Annotated in this window: 18 protein-coding genes; 13 read left to right on the plus strand and 5 right to left on the minus strand. The window is 32.2% G+C overall.

The window, feature by feature from the left end; all coding sequences use genetic code 11:
• Positions 1-14 precede the first annotated feature (14 nt).
• Positions 15-1,718, minus strand: coding sequence for a lysine--tRNA ligase (gene lysS, locus EV144_RS23400; RefSeq protein WP_134151567.1), 1,704 nt, complete (start codon positions 1,716-1,718; stop codon positions 15-17).
• Between the two features lie 143 nt (positions 1,719-1,861).
• On the opposite strand from lysS, the gene EV144_RS23405 reads away from it, so the two are divergent.
• Positions 1,862-2,587, plus strand: a complete 726-nt coding sequence (locus tag EV144_RS23405) for a hypothetical protein (RefSeq protein ID WP_134151568.1) — start codon at positions 1,862-1,864, stop codon at positions 2,585-2,587.
• A gap of 9 nt (positions 2,588-2,596) precedes the next feature.
• On the opposite strand, the gene EV144_RS23410 is transcribed toward EV144_RS23405, so the two are convergent.
• Entirely contained in the window at positions 2,597-4,003 is a 1,407-nt protein-coding gene (locus EV144_RS23410; RefSeq protein ID WP_134151569.1) for a DUF1254 domain-containing protein, read from the minus strand.
• Between the two features lie 18 nt (positions 4,004-4,021).
• Positions 4,022-4,966 carry a subclass B3 metallo-beta-lactamase gene (bla, locus tag EV144_RS23415; RefSeq protein ID WP_134151570.1) on the minus strand — a complete coding sequence of 315 codons (945 nt, stop codon included), beginning with the start codon at positions 4,964-4,966 and terminating at the stop codon, positions 4,022-4,024.
• Between the two features lie 212 nt (positions 4,967-5,178).
• Between bla and EV144_RS23420 the strand changes: the two genes are divergently transcribed.
• The 5 genes from EV144_RS23420 (at position 5,179) to EV144_RS23440 (ending at position 9,196) form a co-directional block, all read left to right on the plus strand.
• Positions 5,179-5,931 (plus strand): hypothetical protein, encoded by a 753-nt coding sequence (locus tag EV144_RS23420; protein ID WP_134151571.1) that lies wholly within the window; start codon positions 5,179-5,181, stop codon positions 5,929-5,931.
• Between the two features lie 5 nt (positions 5,932-5,936).
• Positions 5,937-6,638, plus strand: coding sequence for a lipoyl(octanoyl) transferase LipB (gene lipB, locus EV144_RS23425; protein WP_134151572.1), 702 nt, complete (start codon positions 5,937-5,939; stop codon positions 6,636-6,638).
• 25 nt (positions 6,639-6,663) lie between these two features.
• The gene (locus tag EV144_RS23430; protein WP_134151573.1) at positions 6,664-7,485 is read left to right on the plus strand and encodes a DUF6597 domain-containing transcriptional factor; all 822 of its coding nucleotides are present in this window, start codon (positions 6,664-6,666) and stop codon (positions 7,483-7,485) included.
• A gap of 80 nt (positions 7,486-7,565) precedes the next feature.
• The gene (locus EV144_RS23435; protein ID WP_134151574.1) at positions 7,566-8,165 is read left to right on the plus strand and encodes an NAD(P)H-dependent oxidoreductase; all 600 of its coding nucleotides are present in this window, start codon (positions 7,566-7,568) and stop codon (positions 8,163-8,165) included.
• Between the two features lie 173 nt (positions 8,166-8,338).
• Positions 8,339-9,196 (plus strand): nuclear transport factor 2 family protein, encoded by an 858-nt coding sequence (locus EV144_RS23440; RefSeq protein WP_134151575.1) that lies wholly within the window; start codon positions 8,339-8,341, stop codon positions 9,194-9,196.
• 55 nt (positions 9,197-9,251) lie between these two features.
• Here EV144_RS23440 and EV144_RS23445 read toward each other — a convergent pair whose 3' ends face one another.
• Positions 9,252-9,911: a ribonuclease HII gene (locus EV144_RS23445; RefSeq protein WP_134151576.1), complete on the minus strand. Its 660-nt coding sequence runs from the start codon at positions 9,909-9,911 to the stop codon at positions 9,252-9,254.
• Positions 9,912-10,292: 381 nt separating this feature from the next.
• On the opposite strand from EV144_RS23445, the gene EV144_RS23450 reads away from it, so the two are divergent.
• From EV144_RS23450 to EV144_RS23480, 7 genes are all read left to right on the plus strand, one after another.
• A complete protein-coding gene (locus EV144_RS23450; protein ID WP_134151577.1) occupies positions 10,293-13,418 on the plus strand; it encodes a SusC/RagA family TonB-linked outer membrane protein in 3,126 nt (1,041 codons plus the stop codon).
• A gap of 9 nt (positions 13,419-13,427) precedes the next feature.
• Entirely contained in the window at positions 13,428-14,978 is a 1,551-nt protein-coding gene (locus tag EV144_RS23455) for a RagB/SusD family nutrient uptake outer membrane protein (RefSeq protein ID WP_134151578.1), read from the plus strand.
• A 185-nt stretch (positions 14,979-15,163) separates the two neighbouring features.
• Complete coding sequence (locus EV144_RS23460) at positions 15,164-17,146, plus strand: putative porin (RefSeq protein WP_134151579.1); 1,983 nt, start codon at positions 15,164-15,166, stop codon at positions 17,144-17,146.
• A 47-nt stretch (positions 17,147-17,193) separates the two neighbouring features.
• Complete coding sequence (locus EV144_RS23465) at positions 17,194-18,555, plus strand: pyridoxal-phosphate dependent enzyme (protein WP_134151580.1); 1,362 nt, start codon at positions 17,194-17,196, stop codon at positions 18,553-18,555.
• A gap of 88 nt (positions 18,556-18,643) precedes the next feature.
• Entirely contained in the window at positions 18,644-19,126 is a 483-nt protein-coding gene (locus EV144_RS23470; protein WP_134151581.1) for a 3'-5' exonuclease, read from the plus strand.
• A 72-nt stretch (positions 19,127-19,198) separates the two neighbouring features.
• Positions 19,199-20,470, plus strand: a complete 1,272-nt coding sequence (locus tag EV144_RS23475; RefSeq protein WP_134151582.1) for a DUF2851 family protein — start codon at positions 19,199-19,201, stop codon at positions 20,468-20,470.
• A gap of 54 nt (positions 20,471-20,524) precedes the next feature.
• On the plus strand, positions 20,525-20,752 hold the full coding sequence (locus tag EV144_RS23480) for a PspC family transcriptional regulator (protein WP_007810860.1): 228 nt from the start codon (positions 20,525-20,527) through the stop codon (positions 20,750-20,752).
• Between the two features lie 74 nt (positions 20,753-20,826).
• Here the strand turns inward: EV144_RS23480 and EV144_RS23485 are convergent, their stop codons facing one another.
• Complete coding sequence (locus tag EV144_RS23485) at positions 20,827-22,278, minus strand: amino acid permease (protein WP_134151583.1); 1,452 nt, start codon at positions 22,276-22,278, stop codon at positions 20,827-20,829.
• Between the last annotated feature and the right edge of the window lie 155 nt (positions 22,279-22,433).

A 22,433-nucleotide genomic window follows, 5' to 3' on the forward strand; every position in this document is an offset into this window, starting at 1 on the left:
TGGATTTTTTTAACTTACCCCACCAATTCAACAAATTTAAACTCGCCATCAACAGCAACTTTAGTCAAACCGTGTTTAGATAAGTTTTTCATAGAAGCATCCCATTTTTTACCGCTTAAGTTAGCAGCAACTTTAAGCTGGGCCAATTCCATTTTATTTTCGTTAGCTTTTAATAAAGTAATAATTATTTTCTCTTCATCAGACAATTCAATCTGAGAAAGTTTTTTCTCCGGACGCATTTGTGGGAACAATAAAACTTCCTGAATAGAAGCGTTGTTCGTTAAATACATAATCAAACGGTCCATTCCAATTCCCATTCCAGAAGTTGGAGGCATACCGTATTCAAGAGCTCTTAAGAAATCCTCATCGATAATTCCGTTAGCTTCGTCATCACCTTTTGCAGCCAAACGCATTTGATCTTCAAAACGCTCTCTTTGATCAATTGGGTCATTCAATTCAGAATAAGCATTTGCAATTTCTTTACCACAAACCATTAATTCAAAACGTTCTGTCAATTCTGGATTGTCGCGGTGTTCTTTACAAAGTGGCGACATTTCTTTTGGATAATCAGTAATAAAAGTTGGCTGAATATAATTTCCTTCACATTTAGCTCCAAAAATTTCATCAATCAATTTTCCTTTACCCATTGTTTTGTCAACCTCAATTCCCATTCCTCTGGCAGCTTCAAACAATTCTTCTTCTGTTTTTCCAGAAATGTCAAAACCAGTAAAATGTTTAATAGAATCTGTCATTGTAACGCGTGCATAAGGCGCTTTAAAGTTGATTTGGTGCTCACCAAAAGTAACTTCGCTAGTTCCATTTACAGCAATAGCACAATGCTCTAGCAAACCTTCAGCAAATTCCATCATCCAGTTGTAGTCTTTGTAGGCTACATATATTTCCATTGCGGTAAATTCAGGATTATGCGTTCTGTCCATACCTTCGTTACGGAAGTTTTTAGAGAACTCATAAACACCTTCAAATCCACCAACAATTAATCTTTTTAAATACAATTCATTCGCAATACGCATGTAAAGCGGAATATCTAGCGAATTATGGTGCGTAATAAACGGACGTGCAGAAGCTCCACCAGGAATGGATTGCAAAACTGGAGTTTCTACTTCAATATAACCAGCATCATTAAAATAACCACGCATAGCATTAAACAACTTCGTACGTTTAAGGAAAGTTTCTTTAACGTGTTGATTTACTGTTAAATCTACATAACGCATTCTGTAACGTAATTCAGCGTCATTAAAAGCATCGTGAATATTTCCTTCTTCATCTACTTTTGGTAAAGGAAGCGGACGTAAAGTTTTACTCAAGAAAGTAAAACCACTCACGCGAATACATTTTGCACCAACTTGTGTGGTAAACAATTCACCTTCAATACCAATAAAATCTCCTAAATCGGTTAATTTTTTGAATACTTGGTTGTATAAAGTTTTGTCGTCACCTTCGCATAAAACATCACGATTCACGTACAATTGAATACGTCCTTCGCTGTCCTGCAATTCGGCAAAACAAGCTTTTCCCTGATCACGAACACTCATCAAACGTCCGGCAACGATCACCTTCTTACCTTCTTCAAACGTTTCCTTTATCTGTTTTGAAGTATGATTTACAGGAAAAAGATTTGCTGGATAAGGATTGATTCCTAAGTTGCGTAAGTTTTGAAGTTTTTCTCTTCGAATGATTTCTTGTTCAGATAAGGCCATTATATACTGTTTTTTAAGAGCGCAAAGATAGTTAAATTTGAAAAAACGGCAATTTCTTCATTTGAAAATAATTATAGTTTTTTCAGGGACAGAAAATTCTCAGTATTTTAGCAATTCAAATTTGAGAATCTTCAAAAATATCAATGAAAAAAATAATACTATTTCTGCCTTTCTTTTTTCTTATTAGCTGTCAAATCACAGAAACAATTCATCTAAATTCAGATGGCAGTGGCAATATTGAAGTTAGTGCGCTTCGGGACGAAAACAGTTATTTGCAATTGGCTCACGGAGAATATTCAAAAGAAGAAATATTTAGGGATAGTAGCTATGTTTTTAATGATTATATAACGAAATATGCTGTAAATTTCTCAAAACTTCCTGCATCAGAAAAAGCTATTTTCAATAAATACAAAAATGTAAAATGGCATATAAAAGAGAGTTCGTTTGAGAAAGAATTCAGATGCGAGTTTGAACAGGATTTTATTAACGCAGCGTCAATTCCAGATTTATACAAAACCGAAGAATATGCAGGTGACTTGAAACATAATTATGCATTAAGCGCAGAAGATCATTGTTTTAATATGAGCTATTTTTTTGATGGAACAGTTTTTAAAAGAATTGTAAAAATTACTGACACTGAAGAACTAAAGAAAAAGAGAAAACAAATTGAAGAGTTTAGAAAGCAGATTTCTGGATTTAAATTACTGCATACACTTACTCTGGAATATCATTTTCCCAGGAATATAAAATCTGTTTCTAATGAAAAAGCAATTATGAGCTCAGACAAGCAATCGCTTAAATTGATTTTACAGCTTTTAGATTGTCAGCAAAATCCTGAAATTGGTAATCTTGAAGTGATTTTAGAATAAATATTTAAACTAAAGCTTTTTTACACTTGGCGGTGTCCAATTCCCGTTAAGTATTTCTTGTTTAGGCCAATAAACTCTCAATAATAAATTAAAATCTCCTTTTGGAGACGGCAGCCAATTGGTTTCTTTGCTTTTTTCTGGTGTATTTTTTTGAATGTAAATATCTACAGATCCATCTGCATTGGTTTTTAAATTGCTTCGGTCTCCCAATGTATATCGATTGATATTGTTACTGATAAAATAACCCTCGGGATCATACATTGTGAGCGACCAAAATGCATTAGCCGGCGGTGTTTTACCTTTTTCAAAATGCAATACGTATTTATTTGCGCCATTTAATTTTTTTCCTTCATTATCAAAAAAACAGGAGGGGTAAATTGCATCTTCCCGCAAATTTGCACCGAGACCAAAATAAGCAGTAGAAGCTCTGCTATAATAATCAGTTCCATAACTACCAATTATTTTGCGACCAAGATTCCATCCATTTATTAATTTGTTTGTGATTGATTTTTCTTTACTAAAAGTTTCAAAAACCTGATTCGGAATTTCGTGTATAGCTGTTTTTACTTGTGGTGAAAAAACCTTTAAATCAAATCTTTTTCCCGCTCCAATTCCTAAAGAAGCAAATTTTTCTAAGGTTTTTTTCTCATTTTCAGGAGGAGAATTTTTAGCAAGTAAATCATTTACAAGGTTAAAATATTCTTCAACAGGCATACTTTTTACTAATTGATTCGGATCTCCTTTCGGCATTTCAAATGAGGATGCTTTTGGAGTTATTACATTAGATTTCTTTTCCCAAACACTTAATGAAATAATTTTATATTGCTGTTGTAAAGGAATGACATTTTTTATGCCGTCTTCTTTGCTATTAACTTGTGTTCTTCCAATAATCCAAACCGTATTGGTAGGAGAAGAAATTTGTTTTGAGTTGTCTGGAATTTTGCCTTTCCAGTCCGGACCGTTAATAAAAAGATTTATAGCTTTATTTCCTGTAGTTCTGGTTCCTGGCGAAGAAAATACATTAGAATAAGCATCCATTATTGGCATCATATAATAGCGTCCATGTGTATCAGGAAGTGATAAAATAATAGGTTCTGCAGACAAATCAAGCCATGCAATAGAATAATAAGTGTCTGCATTTGGTCGAACAACATTTTTAAAATTGGCATCTGGAAAATCAGAATTATGTCTAAATTGATTAACAGGTTTGTAATTTTTTCCTGCATCTGGATGTGTCATTTGTCTACGTGTAATATCCATCAAAACCATTGGAAGGCCGTACAAATAAGCTTCTTTTGCAGTTTCTGCAACTGTTGTATCAACCGCTGTTTTTATATCAGTATTATTGTCTTGATTTTTTTTGCAGCTTATCGTAAGAAATAATAGTAAAATCAAAGAAATTTTATACCAGTTCATAATAAGTTATTTTAAAATTTAATGTGTTTTATCGGTACTGTCCATCTCAGTGCTTAGTTCATTTTTAAATTTAATGCGTTCACCTGCAATTCTTTTTTGATATCCTTCACGGTCTATCCATGCTTTAATACCTTCGGCTGCGGCACGATTTCTTTTGTTTTCAAAATCAAAAAAATCTGTATGACAGGAAAGCCAAATATCCGGTTTCAGCATTTCAAGTTTATTCAAAGTGCTTCGGTAATTATTTTCAATCCCTGCGTATGAAGGATTTTTTACAAGTCTGTAGCCCGGATTAATGCTGGTTCCGTCAGGAAAAACCACATTGTATTTTTGTCCGTCTATCATAATATCTGTAACCCAGGTTGTATCTCCTTTAGTGTGTCCCGGCGTGAGATAAGCAGTCATGATTATTTCTCCTAATTTTATCGTATCTCCGTTATGGAGAATTTTATCAGCTTTTACAGGATCAAACCAGAATTCTGGTATTTTTCCGTAATGAAAATCAGTTTTGCCACCACTTTCCAATAGTTCTTTTTCTTCGCTCATTATTGGAGTTTTAGCTCCTGATATTTTTTTTAAATAAGCATGCCCGCCAGCATGATCGCTATGAGCATGACCTGATAAAATGTATTTAATATCAGAAGGCTTAAAGCCTAATTTTTTTATAGAAGATTCAATCATTGGACCAGAGCCGGGCATACCTGTATATAATAAAATAAGCCCCTTGCTAGTAGAAATTAAATAAGAGCCAAGTCCTTTTGTACCTACAAAATAAATTGGACCGGCAATTTGTAAAGGCTCGGCAGGTTCAGTCCACTTTAATGTTTTAGAAGCTAAATTCAAAAACATAACGGGATTTTTGGCAAGAGAATCACGTGTCTGGGCATTTGAATTTATCCAAAAACAAAAAAAAGTTAGCAATAGCAGCATTTTTTTGTGAGTAAATTTTAAAATGATATTCATAATGATATTTTTAAGTTGAAGAATTAGTTTAGGCAGCAACGAAATATCAGATTATGGCGTAGAAAGTTGTATAAAATTAAATATTTTTATTTAAAGTTTTGATTTTTAATGAATTGTATTTTTTGTGATTTGTTTTTGAAATGTATTCATTAAAAAAATGAGCAATTCACAATTCAAAATAGTCTTCGTATCTTTGATAAAAATAATCCACGATGAAATTATATAAATTACTTAGTTTTTCTTTTTTATTAGCTACACTTACAAGCTGCACTTTCACAGAAAATATCAATATAAACGATAACGGAACAGGAAATTTCTCTGTAGATATGGATGGTTCTTCTTTAATGGCAATGGCAGGCGACCAAATTGGCAATCAAATGGGAACTGCTGCAAAAAAAGATATCGATTCTACTTTTACTTTCAAACAATTATTTGAAGACAAAAAAGACAGTATCGCTAAGCTTTCTCCAGAATCTCAAAAAGAACTTAAAAAAATAGAAAACTTTGTAGTGCACACTAAAATGAGTGCTGAAAAAAAAGAATTTGTAATGAATCTTGCTACAGATTTTAAAAATGTAAATGAATTGCAGGATGTTTTACAAACATTGAGCACTTTTCAGAAATTAGAAAAAGGTGGCGGTGCATCGCCTTTTGGAAATAATTTTGGTGATAATAACAGCAAATTAAGTTATACTTATAACGGAAAGAAATTTACGCGTACAGCAGTAATCGATCAGCAAAAACTGGCTCAAAAAGCAAAAGACAGTAGTGCAGATATGTCTAAGATGATTTTTGCTTCGTCTACTTATGTTTTAAAATATCATTTCCCGAAAAAGATCAAAAAAGTATCCAATCCAAATGCTTTGTTTAGCGAGGATAGAAAAACAATTACAATTCAATACCCTTTTACGGATTATATGGAGAATCCGGACAAACTCAACTTTGAAGTAGAGTTTGAAAAATAATAAAAATGAATAAAACAATTCAACTTCAGGATTTAGGTCAAAAAGATTATAAAGAAACTTGGGAATATCAAGAAGAGCTTTTTAAGGACATTGTTGATCTAAAAATAAAAAACAGAAGAGAGGAACTTGATTTAGCAACTCCAAATTACCTCATTTTTGTAGAGCATCCGCATGTTTATACTTTGGGTAAAAGCGGTGATTTTGAAAACCTGCTTTTAAACGAAAAACAACTTGAGGCCAAAGGAGCAACTTTCTATAAAATTAATAGAGGCGGCGATATTACGTATCACGGACCCGGACAAATTGTGGGTTATCCGATTTTAGATTTAGAAAATTTCTTTAAAGATATTCATAAATACCTTCGCTTTCTCGAAGAATCTGTTATTCTAACATTGGCAGAATATGGTTTAGAATGTGGCAGAAGTGAAGGAGAAACAGGCGTTTGGCTTGGTGTTGGCACCCCGTTTGCCCGCAAAATTTGTGCACTTGGTGTACGCGCTTCACGCTGGGTAACGATGCACGGATTTGCCTTAAATGTAAATGTAGATTTAGGTTATTTTGATAATATAATTCCGTGTGGAATTCGCGGAAAAAGCGTTACTTCTTTACAGGTAGAATTAGGTGTCGAAAAAGTAGATGAAGAAGAAGTGAAAACTAAAATCTTAAAACATATGACTGCTTTGTTTGAAGCCGAATTTGTTATGTAATAATTTATTTTAGAAAGAAAATAGAATGAAAAATTCTGAAGGAAATAACGATTACAGAATTGCTGTTCCTTCAGAATTTGAAACTGTTTTTTCTCATTTTTATTTTGCCGAAAATAAAACCGATTTTCCGATCACGAAAACTTTACTGCCCAGTTTTCAGACTATTCTTGTTTTTAATTTTGGAGCAGAAGCTTTTTTAAAATCACAGCAAAACAACATTCTTAAAGCTGAAAAATGTCTTGTTTTAGGACCGATAAAACAGGCTTTTGATTACACTTTAAAGCCAAATGCTGCAATTCTGGTGGCTAATTTTAAAGAAGATGCTTTTTACAGGTTTTTTGGGAATGCACTTTTAACACATTCGCTTCCCATTCATACGGATGCATTAATTCCCGAAAATTGTTTTACGACTTTATGGGAAGAATTAAAAGAGATTCCAGACAATAAACAGCGTGTCGATTATATATTAAAATTCTGTAAACCTTATTTGCGGGAACAAAATAAGATTACAACACTTTTGGCTGATTTTAAGGATGAAGCTTTAAATCCTATAAAAGCAATTGCTTCTTCGACCAATCAAACAGAAAGAAATATTCAGCTTAACCAAAAGAAGTTTTTTGGTTATACCATTAAAGAAGTCAATCGATACGAACGCTTTCTAAAAGCAGTAGAATTGATCCAGAAAAGTGCTGTTGCAACAGAAAAAATAGATTGGATTGCTATTGTTGACGTTTGTGGTTATTACGATCAGAGTCAGCTTATTCACGATTTTAAATATTATATGAATATCTCGCCAACCAAATTTTTAAAATTTCAGAGTGATATCTGTGGTTTTAAAACAGCGTAAATTTCAGATTTCGTTTTCTTACAATTCTACCTTATTGATGCGTTTTACATTTGTCATGTTCAATCTTTAAAAATAGAAACATGAAAAATTTAATTGTTTACGCACATCCAAATTCAAGTAGTTTAAATCATTTCTTCAAAGAAACTATTCTGGAAAGCCTTAAAAAATCTGGACAAGAAGTTGAGGTTCGGGATTTATATCAGCTTAATTTTAACCCCGTTTTTTCTTTGGAAGATATGAATGGACAGCGAATGGGAAAAGTGGCTCAGGAAATACAAACGGAACAGGACTTTATTACATGGGCAGATCGAATAATTTTTGTTTACCCAATTTGGTGGACGGGAATGCCGGCAATTATGAAGGGATATATTGATCGTGTTTTTAGTTACGGATTTGCTTATCGATATGATCAGGGAATTCAAAAAGGTTTGCTGGCAGGAAAAAAAGCTATTATTGTAAATTCTCACGGAAAATCGAATGCTGAATATGAAGCAATTGGTTTAGACAGAGCTTTGGCTTTAACATCTGATACCGGAATTTTTAATTATTGCGGTTTTGAAATTCAAAAGCATTTTTATTTTGATAAAGCCGACAGGGCTTCTTCTGAAAGCATTATTGATTGGGAAAAGCAACTTAAGACTGTTTTTAAACTTACAGATGATGTGTCTGTTTTTGGATAGAAATTTATTTTTGAAAAAGATTATTGCAGAAAACGTAAAAATGATTTTTTTAAAAGGTCTGATTTTAAATTGATAGCAAATTAAAGAATTATGTTGATTTTATAGTGTTTTTATGCTAAATTTGGTTTTATACTTTAATATAAGCTTTTAACTAAATTTAAACTGAATAACTTATGAGAAAAATCTACTTACTCTGCTTCCTTTTTATGCTTAATGGTCTTTTTGCTCAAAAGAAGGATAAATTATACCCAATTTCAGTTTATGAAAAAGTATGGCTGGAACACGGTAGCGATGCGAGACTAAAATTGATAAAAACGATTTGGTTAGACGATAGTACTTTTGAAGATCCTTCTGCATCTATAAAAGGAGCTGTGGCATTAAATAATGTTATTAATGAATTTTATAAAAAATTCCCAGACGCTGTATTGACATCTGGGGCAAAAATAGTAAAAGACAATTATGTGAGCTGGGATTGGAAAATTGTCGATTCTAAAAACAAACTTATAATGGCAGGGCGTGATTTTGCGAGATTGAATGGTAAAGGCCAGGTTAGTAAAATTATTGGTTTTTGGGATACTGCAGCATTAACGGCTGTTCCTGAAGTCGATGTTTTAAAAACTCTTGAAGCTGATAATTTTAAAGTTGTGGCAAAATATTATGAATGTCTCTTTAAAACCAGAGATTTTGATACAATGGCAACTTTAATTGAAGACGGCGCAATTTATAATCAGGCTGTAGGTTTGCCGTACGGAGGAACTTATACCGGTTTTAGCGAATGGACCAAAATGTATGCAAAATCAAGTGAGTTTTTTGATTTGCAAATAGAAAAAGAACCTGTTTATTTTAGTGATGCTTCTAAAAATGAAGTGATTATTTATTTCACTATAAATTGTAAAGCCAAAAAATCAGGAAAATCAATGTCGATGCCAATTTCTGAACATTTTGATTTAAAGAATGGAAAGATTACGGCTATTCGACCATTTTATTTTGATACAAAACAATTTGCGGAATTTTTGAAAAGCAAAAAGTAGAAGAAATTCTCTTTAAAACAAAAAAGACTTATCACATTGATAAGTCTTTTTTGTTTTAAAGATCCAAGCTTAACTGCTCAGGCAGAAGTCTGAAAGTCATTCTATGATAAATCGTACTGCCGTATTTTCTAATCGCATCCCGATGTTCTTTGGTTGGATAACCTTTGTTTTGTTTCCAATTGTACATCGGAAATTCTTCATGAATTTTATCCATATATTCATCCCGATAGGTTTTTGCCAAAACTGAAGCTGCAGCAATACTTAAATATTTAGAATCTCCTTTTATTATGCTTTGATTCGGAATCGATTTTAATAATTCTATTTCAGTTAAAGAAAATTGTTTTCCAAAAGTGTTTTTTAAACCCAATTTTGCATTTAATGCACGATTTCCATCTACAATAATAAATTCTGGCTTCTGATTTAATTTTAAAATACATTCCTGCATTCCTTTCATAGAAGCGTTCAGGATATTTATTTCGTCAATTTCATTCGGATGTAAATGAGTAACAGAAAAGCAAACCGCATGCTGTTCTATAATAGGTTTTAGTTGTCCCCTAATTTTTTCTGATAACTGTTTACTGTCATTTAATGCTTCATTATGAAAATCAGCAGGTAAAATTACGGCCGCTGCAGTTACAGGTCCGGCAAGACAGCCACGACCAGCTTCATCAGTGCCAGTTTCAAAAGCGAATCCAGAGAAATTTCTTTCGAGCATTTTATAATTTTTTCGAAAGGCAAATATATTGCAAATTTTTCAACATCTTATTTTTTGTTTTTTGATGAATATTGTTGGTTTTGTCAAAACCTTAAAATTGATATTGATTTTAACGATCTTCATAAAAGTTGCTACGTTTTTTTATAGGATTAATTAAATTATAACTAAATATGTTAAAATAGAGTTAATTTTAACAATGCAATGAAATACATAAAAATCATATTTTAAGGAATTCTCTCGTTATAAATGAATATTATTTATCTTTTTAGGAGCTACATTAAAATATCATTAAAAAATTAAATTAAATTTAAGTTAAAAATAGTTTGGAGTTTTAAGAAATAATTAAGATGTTTGTCGCATACTAATTCAAAATAAATTAAAATGAAATTAAAATTACAATGGATTTGTACGCTATTATTGGCGTTGTCTATGCAGTTTTCTTTTGCTCAAGAGAAAACTGTTTCCGGAAAGGTGTCTGACCAAACAGGCGTTATTCCAGGAGTAAATGTTGTTGTTAAAGGAAGTAAGGTAAGTACTTATACTGATTTTGACGGGAGCTACTCAATAAAAGCAAAAACGGGAGATGTTTTAGTTTTTACATACGTAGGTATGAGTAACAAACAAGTAACTGTTGGAGCTTCAAATAGTTTAAATGTAACTTTAGAATCTGAGGCACAATTAATGAACGAGGTAGTTGTTGTTGGTTACGGTGTTCAGAAAAGAAAAGAAGTAACCGGTTCTATTTCTAAAATTGCAGGAAAAGACATATCAAATTTGGTGACTCCAAGTTTTGAAGGTGTTCTTGCTGGTAGAGCAACAGGTGTTCAGGTTTTGACTAACACAGGTATTATCGGATCTGCTCCAAAAATTAGAATTAGAGGTATTTCATCTATTTCTGGAAGTACAGAGCCTTTAATTGTTGTTGATGGTATTCCTATTTATTCAGGAGATATCGGAGGAGTTTCTGCTACAAATGGTTTAGCAGACATCAATCCAGAAGATATTGAGTCTTTTGACGTTTTAAAAGATGGTGCTGCAACAGCTATTTATGGATCTAGAGCTGCAAATGGTGTAATTTTGATTACTACTAAAAGCGGTAAAAAAGGTACTTTAAAAGTAACTTATTCAAGTGTTTTTGGTGTTGCTAGTGCAGCTAAAAAATATGATTTACTTCAAACTCCTGATTTTATTACTATTTCTAATGAAAAAAGAACAAATGCAGGACAAACTCCATGGGCTATTGGAAATACATTCAATACAGATTGGCAAAGTGCTGTTTTAAGAAATGCTCCTCAAATGACGCATAATCTTAATTTTAGCGGAGGTTCAGAAAAAACAAAATACTATTTGTCTTTAGGTATGTCTGATTTAGACGGTATCAACTTGGCAAATGATATGAAAAAATATTCTGTAAGAGCTAATATCGATCAGGATGTAAACAAATGGTTAAGTGTTGGTACTAATGTTAATATCAGCAGAACAGAATATAATGGTTTGAATATCAATGCAAGTGGTTTATCTGGTAATATCTTTAATACTATTAGACAATTACCAAACACACCAATTTATGATGCTGCTGATCCAACAGGTTATAATCTTTCACCAAATAATGCAAACGTTGGTCAATGGGATAATACAGATCCTGCAGGAGATAATATTACAAATATTATTTACGTTCTTGATCATAATAAATATAAGTCAACTACAACAAGACTTATTGTAAGTGCATTTGCTAATGCAAAAATTACATCAGACTTAAGTTATAAATTACAAGTAAGTGGTGATAATGCTATGACAGATGGTTATCAATATTGGAATCCAATACATGGTGACGGACGTGGAACAAATGGATATTTATACCAAGATAATACAAATCTTTTGAGATGGAACTGGCAAAATATTTTGAATTACAAACATACTTTTGCTGAAGATCACAATATTGGTTTAACAGGTGTTGCTGAATATCAAAAATCTAGAAGCAAAAACTTCTGGGGTACAGGAACAGATATCTTAAGTGATTTCTTTGATGAGAATTTAGTAACAGGTACTTATAGTACTAAAGATTCTGGTGGTGGTGCTTCAGAAAAAGGAATTATTTCATATTTAGGTCGTTTTACTTACAACTATAAAGAGAAATATTTTGTACAAGCTTCTCTTAGACGTGATGGAATTTCACAATTTGAGAAAGATGTTAGATATCATAACTTCCCTGGAGTTTCTGCAGGTTGGACAGTTTCTAAAGAAAGTTTTATGGAAGGAATCAGTAATACTGTTTCTGACTTGAAATTGAGAGGTTCTTATTCAGAAGTAGGTAACGTTGATGTATTAAATCAAGCAGCTTACCCTTCAAAAGGTCTTACAGTTGGTTCTCCTTACGGTAACTTAAATGGAATTGGATATTACCAATTTGGTAATGATCAATTACAATGGGAAACAAGTAATAAAGTTGATTTTGGTTTAGATTTAGGTCTTTTCAATAACCGTTTAACTTTAGCATTTGATTATTATAAAAATGATATTGATGGAATCGTTTTAGCAGCTCCAGTTGCTCCATCTTTAGGTATTCCGAATAGTATTATCAACTCTAACGTTGGTAAAATGAACAACAAAGGATATGAATTTGCTGTAAGCTTTAAAGCAATAAATACTGCAAACTTTTCATGGGATGTTTCTTCTAACTTAACACTTACTAAAAACGTAGTTACTGGTTTGGTTAATGGACAAGACATTACAGGTGGTTCATCTGCTTTTGGAACTAGTGCTGATATTACTAACATTGCTCCAAATATTATTATCAGACAAGGTGAATCTATCAACTCTTTATACGGATACGAATATTGGGGTGTTAACAAAGCAAATGGTAACCCAGTTTACTACAAAGCAGATGGTACTTTAGTACAAGGAAGAAATCTACCTACAGCAGCTTATTTTGTATTTGATCCTAGCAATCCAACAGATATGAGTAAATCTGCTACTTTGGCAGCTTCTGATAAAAAAGTTTTAGGTAATACTTTACCAACTTACTTCGGATCATTTACTTCTAATATGAAATACAAAAACATTGATTTAGGTTTCATGTTTAGATTTAGTGGAGGAAATAAAATTTTCAATGCTACAAGAAGAGAGTTAATGAACCAAAACTTTAACAATAACGGTACTGAAATCTTAGGAAGATGGCAAAGTGTTGATAATCCTGGAGACGGATGGACACCAAGATTATACGCAAGTTCTAATACTTTTACTAACCTTTCTGGAAGTGCTAGTACTCGTTTTGTTGAAAAAGGAGATTTTATTTCACTTGATAATATTAGTTTAGGTTATACATTGCCTAAAATGTTAATGGATAAAATGGGTGTGGATAACTTTAGAATCTTTGCTCAGGCACAAAATATCTGGTTAATTTCTGATTACAAAGGTATTAATCCTGAAATGGAAACAAATGGAGTAGATATTAATGGTACTCCACGTTCAAAAGTGATCTCAATGGGAATAAATGTAAGTTTATAAAAAAAACATATGAAAAATTTAATAAAAACAATTTTACTTTCTGTAGCTGTACTCGGGATGAGTTCATGTACAGAGGACAAAATACTGGATTTAAATCCAATAAACAATATTTCTGACGCAGCTGCTTTTTCAACTCCTGCTTACATAGCAGCATACATGAATGGTGTTTATAACGCAGCAGCAATCGGACAATATAATGCAGCATCTACAAGTCCAAATGGTGGTAGAGGTTATATTTGGGGAGCAGCCTTCGTAGAACAAGGAGAAGCTAGAGGAGAAGATGTTGTTAATATGGCTACTTTTTACCAATTAACATACACAGCTACTTACGATCCAACAACTGCTAATAACGTTTATTACTGGGTTGATGGTTACAGATTAATTGGTAGATGTAACCTTATGATCGAAGGTGTAAATGATGCCGTTTCTAAAGGTATTATTACTCAGGCTGTTGCTAATGATTATATTGGACAAGCTAAGTTTTTAAGAGCAATTACTCATTTTGAAATACTAACCAATTTTGCACGACCATACAACTTTACTGCTGGTGGAACACATCCTGGTATTCCATACAGAGAAGTAGGTGTTAATACAGTAGCTGAAATTACATCTGAAGCTGCAAAACCAAGAAATACTGTTGCTGAATGTTATGCAAAAGTTTTGGCTGATTTAACAGATGCTGAAAATTTAATTACTACAAAATTAACTGCAAAAGCTTCAAAAGGCGCTGCAATTGCTTTCAAAACGAGAGTTTATCTTCAAAAAAGAGACTGGGCAAACGTAATTGCTGAAGGGACTAAATTAAATGGACTTTACAAGTTAACAGAAGATCCAGCTGCACCGTTTGTATTGGCTAATAATTTAACTAATACGGAGTCTATTTTCTCTATCCAGCATTCTGCAACATCTAACCCTCAGGTAAATGCTGCATTAGCAAGTGTTTTGAAAAACAGAGCTTTAGTTGCAATTAGTCCAATTTTATGGAGAGATCCAAGCTGGTTGGCAGATGATAAACGTAGAGAAGATGGAAAAATGATCTACACTGCTGCTGGAATAAAATATACTAACAAGTATACAGACGTTACAAATATGTCTGACGCTGCACCAGTAATTAGATATGCTGAAGTAGTATTGAATATGGCAGAAGCTCAAGCTCGTTTGTCAAACTTACCTGCTGCTTTAACTTTATTAAACTCTGTTAGAAATAGATCTTTAGCTACTCCTGCGACTCAGGCTTACACAGCTGCTTCTTTTACTACAGATGCTGCTATGGTTGCTGCTATTCTTAAAGAAAGAAGAATTGAGTTTTTACAAGAAGGCCGTAGATGGGCAGATATTCACAGATTACAAGGAGATCCAATAGCTTCTGTTGCTATTAACGGAATTCCTGCAAAAGTTGCTAATGCAACTCCTAATAAAGATGCATATGTATTAGGAAATGGTTTTGTTGTTACTACACCAGTTGCTGCTATTCCAAGTACTGACTATAGATTCTTATGGCCAATACCACAAGTAGAAATGAATACTAATCCAGGTTTAGGACAAAATCCAGACTGGTAGGAAAATAAATATTTTGATTTTTTTAAAACCCCTTGATCACTTTTCTGATTGGGGGGTTTTTGCTTAAATAGGTTTGTTGTAAAAAACTTCTGCACACTGCCAATTTGTTTTTTATTTATACGTTTATATAATTTACCTTTGCTTCATTAAATTGACAGAATAATATCTATATATAATCCAGACAAATGAGAATACTCTTTTTTTTATATCTATTAGTTGTACCAGCATTTTTGTTTTCTCAAGAAAAAAATACTTCTAAAAGTAATTTAGATATGAATACTAAGTATAATAGTATAACAGATACAATAAAAAAGAAAAAAACAAAAATTGCAACGATAGATCAGTATCAGATTATTACACTGGAACACGATACTACTTATGTAGATACTTCATTAACACTAAAAAGTGCCTACAAGCAAAATCACATTAGAAGAGATGAGTTCGGGCTTTTACCATTCTCTAATATTGGTCAGCCATACAATACATTGCAATACAGTTTAAATAGTTTTTCACCATATCCCGAAATTGGTTTTAATGCAAAACATTTTAATTTTATAGAAGCAGATCAAGTTCGATATTATTCTGTAGCAACTCCTTTAACTGAACTATTTTTTAATACAACAATCAACAAAGGACAAAATGTAGATTCGTTTATAACATTAAATGTTTCAAAAAATCTTAATTTTTCTATCGCTTACAGAGGTTTGCGTTCAGAAGGAGATTATATTAATCAATTAGTAAGTTCAGGAAGTTTTAGATTTACAACAAGTTATGCTACTACAAGTAAACGATATGTTTTAAATGCACATTATGTAGGTCAGGATAATATGAACGAAGAAAATGGCGGTATTACAGATCCGGGATTTTTTGAAGGTGACAATAAAGATTATAAAAACCGTCAGAGATTACAAGTATATCTAACAGATGCAGAATCAACATTAAAAGGAAAACGCTTATTTTTTGATCATGCCTTTAGAATAAATCCTACAGCTGGAAATAACAATCTATATATCAATCATCAATTAAACTATGAGTATAAAACATACGAGTACAAACAGCCTACCGTAACTTCTATAATAAACAATAAACAGATACAGCGTTTTGGCGAATCATATGTAACAAATAACATAAGTGATAAAACAAGATTCGAAAAATTATACAATAAAGTTGGACTTGCGTATGAAAATTCTCTTTTAGGAAAGTTTAATTTTTTTATTGATGATTATAGATCAAACTACGAATACAATCGTATTATCGTATATGAAGATAACTCAACAACCCCATCGCATTTATACCAACAGATTAATAATTTTGGAGGACAATATGAATATCAAAAAAATAAATGGAACGGTCGTTTCTTATACACAAGATCAATTACCAAGCAATCTCTTTCTGATTTAGATGCAAAACTAAGATACAATTATAGCGACAAAATCAAATTTGATTTTAGATACAGAAACATAAACAAATTGCCAAACTACAACTATAACCTGTACCAAAGCAGCTGGGTATCTTATAATTGGTCTCATAATTATAAAAACGAAAAAATCAATTTGATAAGTGCAGATATTTCTACACCTTGGGTAAATCTTCAGGCTCAATATACAGTTCTAAAAGATCATTTATATTTTAGCGATGTTTCTAGCGCGACACAGAGACAAAAAGACAGCTTAATTCAAATAATAAAACCAGAACAATATGGTAACGTTATTAATTATTTAGAAATAAAAGCAAACAAAGAATTCAAATTCGGGAAATTTGCGTTGGATAATACCCTTTTATACCAAAAAGTAGATCAAACAGATTTAATTTTAAATGTACCGGATTTTGTAACCAGAAATACATTTTATTATTCAGGGCACTTTTTTAAGAAAGCCTTATTTATGCAGAGTGGTATTACATTTAATTATTTTACAAAATATTATGCCAACGGATATAATCCTGTTATTGGAGAGTTTTTTGTTCAAAATCCTGAAATTGCTCAAAAAATTGGAAATTTTGCTACTTTCGACTTTTTTGTAAATGCAAGAATACGCCAAACGCGATTTTATTTAAAAGCAGAACATCTTAACGCCGCTTTTTCAAAAAGCAATTATTACTCGGCGCCTGATAATCCTTATCGTGATTTTGTTATCCGATTTGGTTTAGTTTGGAATTTCTTCCAATAAATCAAGTTCAAATTCATTTTAAAACCAAATATTAAACTTAAATAAAAATGGACTTTTCAAAGAATATTTTAGAAACAATAGGTAATACACCTTTAGTAAAACTCAACAAAATTGTTGCTGAAATCGATGCATTAGTATTGGCAAAAGTCGAAACATTTAATCCTGGAAATTCTGTAAAAGACAGAATGGCCGTAAAAATGATTGAAGATGCAGAGGCTGACGGGCGATTAAAACCGGGTGGAACTATTATTGAAGGAACTTCTGGAAATACCGGAATGGGACTTGCACTTGTAGCTATTATCAAAGGATACAAATTGATTTGTGTAATCTCTGATAAACAATCAAAAGAAAAGATGGATATTTTGCGTGCCGTTGGTGCCAAAGTAGTAGTTTGTCCAACAGATGTTGAGCCAACAGATCCTCGTTCATATTATTCAGTTTCAAAGCGTTTAGCAGAAGAAACTCCCAATTCCTGGTATGTAAACCAATACGATAATATGTCCAATTCTTTGGCGCATTACGAGCAGACCGGACCAGAAATCTGGAAGCAGACAGATGGTAAAATCACTCATTTTGTAGTTGGAGTAGGAACAGGAGGAACTATTTCTGGAGTTGGAAAATATTTAAAAGAGCAAAACCCAAACATTAAAATCTGGGGAATTGACACCTATGGTTCAGTCTTTAAAAAATACCACGAAACTGGAATTTTTGATGAAAACGAAATCTATTCTTATATCACAGAAGGAATTGGAGAAGACATTCTTCCTAAAAATGTAGATTTTTCTCTAATTGATGGATTTACCAAAGTAACAGATAAAGACGCCGCGGTTTACACTAGAAAAATTGCACTTGAAGAAGCTATTTTTGTTGGAAATTCTGCCGGTGCATGTATAAAAGGATTATTACAGCTAAAAGAACATTTTAAGCCAGATGACGTCGTAGTAGTATTATTTCACGATTCTGGAAGCCGTTATGTAGGTAAAATGTTTAATGACGATTGGATGCGTGAGCGCGGTTTCTTAGACGAAAACGTTACCAAAGCCGAAGATGTAATTAAAGATCATATTGATAAACAATTAATAGTAGTTCGTACAGAAGAATTAGTTTCGCACGCCATCGAGCGTATGCGTAAATATAAGATTTCGCAGATTCCGGTTGTAGATATCAACGGATTTGTGGGTTCTGTAGATGAAACAGATTTGTTTAGAAGTTATGTTGCCGATAAAAATGTTGCCGAAAAACCAATTAAAGAAGTAATGGGCAAGCCATTCCCGATTGTAAAATTAGCAACACCAATAGAAGAAGTATCTAAGTTATTTACTAAAGAAAATGATGCTGTTTTGGTTGATTTAGAAAACGGAAATCATCACATTATAACCAAATATGATATTATCGGAGCGATAAAATAAGAGCATAATAAAAACGCTATAATCCATAAATCTGATTTTGTATAAATTAGATTTATGGATTTTTTTAGCTTTAGAAAATATATAAAAAATGAATTTTACTGCCATAGATTTTGAAACTGCAACCGCTTATCATCCATGTTCTGTTGGTATTGTTACGGTACAAGACGGAATAATTGTAGATGAATTTGTTACGCTGATAAAACCGCCAAATAACGAATACAATTCTTTTACGATTCGTGTACATGGTATTTATCCGAGAGATACTGCAAATGCCAAAACATTTTTACAAGTCTATCCCGAAATAGAAAGAAGGCTAAAAAACAGAGTAGTTGTAGCGCATAACGAAAGTTTCGATCGAAATGTTTTAATGAAATCAATGGCGCTGCATGGTTTGCAATATGAAGATTTGAATATTGCTCCGAAATGGGAATGCACCGTTAAAATTTATAAATCAAAAGGATTTAAGCCAACTAAATTGAGTGACTGTTGCCGCGAAATGAATATTAAACTGAATCATCACGAAGCACTTTCGGATGCCCGGGCTTGTGCAAAATTATATTTGTTGAAATAAAACAATTACAAATTTGTAAGATTAGTATTATTTTTCTTAATTTAGTTTTTGTAAAAAAAATATAAAAACTAAATGAAAGAAGACTTTCTTCATTATCTCTGGAGATTCAAGAAGTTTGAAACTTTAAATTTAAGAACAACCCAAGAAGAGCAGATTACGATTATAAAAACAGGTGATTATTTAGGACTTGCCGGACCAGATTTTTTTAATGCTCAAATTATAATCGGTGATCAAAAATGGGCAGGAAATGTAGAAATTCATTTAAAATCTTCTGATTGGTATTTACATGGACATGAAAAAGATGTAGCGTACGAGAATGTAATTTTGCATGTAGTTTGGGAAAATGATACGGCTATTTTTAGAGAAAATAATACAGAAATTCCTGTTTTGGTTTTAAAAGATTATGTTTCATCCGATACATTATCAAATTACAATTCATTAGCATCTCCAAAATCTTGGATATTCTGCGAAAAACAAATTGTACAAACAGACGAATTTGTCTTTAAAAACTGGTTGGAAAGATTGTTTTTTGAACGTTTAGAACGAAAATCAAAATTCATCTACGATTTATTACAAGAAACAAATTCAGATTGGGAAGCAGTTTTGTTTTGCTTACTGGCAAAGAATTTTGGTTTAAACACCAATGGAAATTCTTTTTTGCAAATTGCTAAATCCATTCCGTTTTCAATAATAAGAAAAGAAAGTTTTGAAGCAGAAAACCTCGAAGCTTTATTGTTTGGAAATGCAGGTTTATTAAACACAGACAAAGAAGATGTTTATTTTAAAGATTTAAAAATCAGATATTTTTATCTTTTGCATAAATATCAATTAGAAAAAATAATTGTAGAGCCAGTTCAGTTTTTTAAACATCGTCCCGATAATTTCCCAACAATAAGACTCTCTCAATTAGCAGGATTGTATAAAAAACATCAAAATTTATTTTCTAAAATTATCGCATTAAAATCTGTAAAAGAAGTTTACCAGATATTGTCAGTTACAGCAAGTGAGTATTGGCAGAATCATTATCAGTTTGATAAAGAAAGTGCTAAAAAAGCAAAAACATTATCAAAATCATTTATAGATTTAGTGATTTTGAATACAATAATTCCAATACAATTTGCTTATGCCGAAAGAATGGGAGAATCTAATTTTGAAGATTTAATTAGTTTTATGAATGAAGTCCCGCCAGAGAAAAATTCGATCATTGATAAATTTGAGTCTTTTGGTATAATTCCTGACAATGCATTTGGAACACAAACTTTAATACAGCTAAAAAATGAATACTGTAATCAAAAAGCATGTTTGAAATGCGCAATAGGAATGGAATTGCTAAAAAATAATTAGATAATTAAGCATTAAAAAATTTTGTAATTTTGTCTAAAATCTAAAATTAAAAATATGTCTGCCATTCTAAAACTAAAATTCTTCTTTGAAAAATACGGATTTCATGTTTCGTCTCGATTAGCAGATAAACTAGGAATGCGCGTTACGAGCGTACGACTGTTTTTTATATACATATCTTTTGTAACCGCTGGTTTAGGATTTGGAGTTTATTTGACTTTGGCATTTTGGATACGTCTAAAAGATTTAATCCGTGCCAAACGCACTTCTGTATTTGATTTATAAAGTTATTTTAAAGCATAAAAAAAAGGATTATAAAGTTTCAAACTCTATAATCCTTTTTTCATTTATAAGAAATACTATTTTTCCGGATTGTTTAATTTACTGTTTTTCTTTCCGTAAACAAAGTAAATAATAATACCTAAAGCCATCCAGATTACAAGTCTAGCCCAGCTTTCGTTTGGTAATGAATACATTAATGCCAAACAGATTACAATACCAGCTACAGGTACAAACGGAACTAAAGGAGTTCTAAAAGCTCTTGGAGCATCTGGCATTTTTTTACGCATAACCATAACACCAATACAAACTAAAACAAACGCTAATAAAGTTCCGATACTTACCATATGTCCTAAATCACTAACAGGAACAAGACCAGCAAATATACTTACGAACACTAAAAAGAATAAATTAGTTTTCCAAGGAGTACGGAATTTTGGGTGGATTGAGCTGAAAAATGGAGGTAATAAACCATCTTTACTCATCGTGTAAAATACACGGCTTTGCCCCATAAGCATTACTAACATTACAGAAGTATAACCAGCTAAAATTGCTATAATTAAACCAGTTTGTAAAAAGTCATAACCTGTAACTGCAAAAGCAGTAGCAGCAGGTTTTGCATCTCCTGCAAATTTATAATAAGGTACAAGTCCCGTCATAACGTGAGAGAACAATACATATAATATAGTACAAATAACTAATGAACCTAAAATACCAATTGGCATTCCTTTTTGCGGATTTTTTGCCTCTTGTGCTGCAGTAGAAACCGCATCAAAACCAATAAAAGCAAAAAATACAGTACCAGCTCCAGCAGCAATTCCAGACCATCCAAATTTACCAAAAACACCAGTGTTTTCAGGAATATAAGGCACATAGTTTGTTGGGTCAATAAATTTCCATCCTAAAACAATAAAGATGATAACTACCGCAACTTTTACTACAACTAATATATTGTTTATTGTTGCAGATTCTTTTGTACCCTTAATTAATAATAAAGAAAGTAAAGAAACAATGAAGATTGCAGGTAAGTTAACAATTCCGCCATTGATTACAGTTCCATTACTTAAAGTTAAGGTTTCCCAGGGCGAACATATTAACGAGGGAGGAAGATGAATATTAAATTTTGCAAGTAATTCTAATAAATACCGCGACCAGCTCACACCCACAGTTGCGGCTCCTAATGCATATTCTAAAACTAAATCCCAACCGATAATCCAAGCCATAAATTCTCCCATAGTGGCATAAGAATAAGTGTAGGCACTACCGGCAACAGGTATCATTGAAGCAAATTCAGCATAACATAGACCTGCAAATGCGCAGCCTACAGCGGCTAAAATAAAAGAAATTGTAACTGCTGGACCTGCATGGTCTGCAGCGGCAATTCCGGTTAGCGAAAATAGTCCCGCTCCAATAATTGCTCCAACTCCAAGTGCAACAAGCGAACGTGAAGATAAGGTTCTTTTTAGTCCTTTTTCAGATTCGGATGCTTCACCAAGCAATACCGAAAGAGGTTTAGTTTTCCAAATTGACATACTATAATATTGGTTTATTGTTATTAAGTTCCAAATGTATTGTTTTTTATAAATAATAAAAACAATTATCATGTTTTAAGTTATAAAATATTTAATTTATTTGTACAACTCGTAATAAAGCTTTTACAGGAAGTAGAATTCATTAATTTAATTGC

It is taken from the genome of Flavobacterium sp. 270 (genome assembly GCF_004368785.1).
GTDB lineage: Bacteria > Bacteroidota > Bacteroidia > Flavobacteriales > Flavobacteriaceae > Flavobacterium.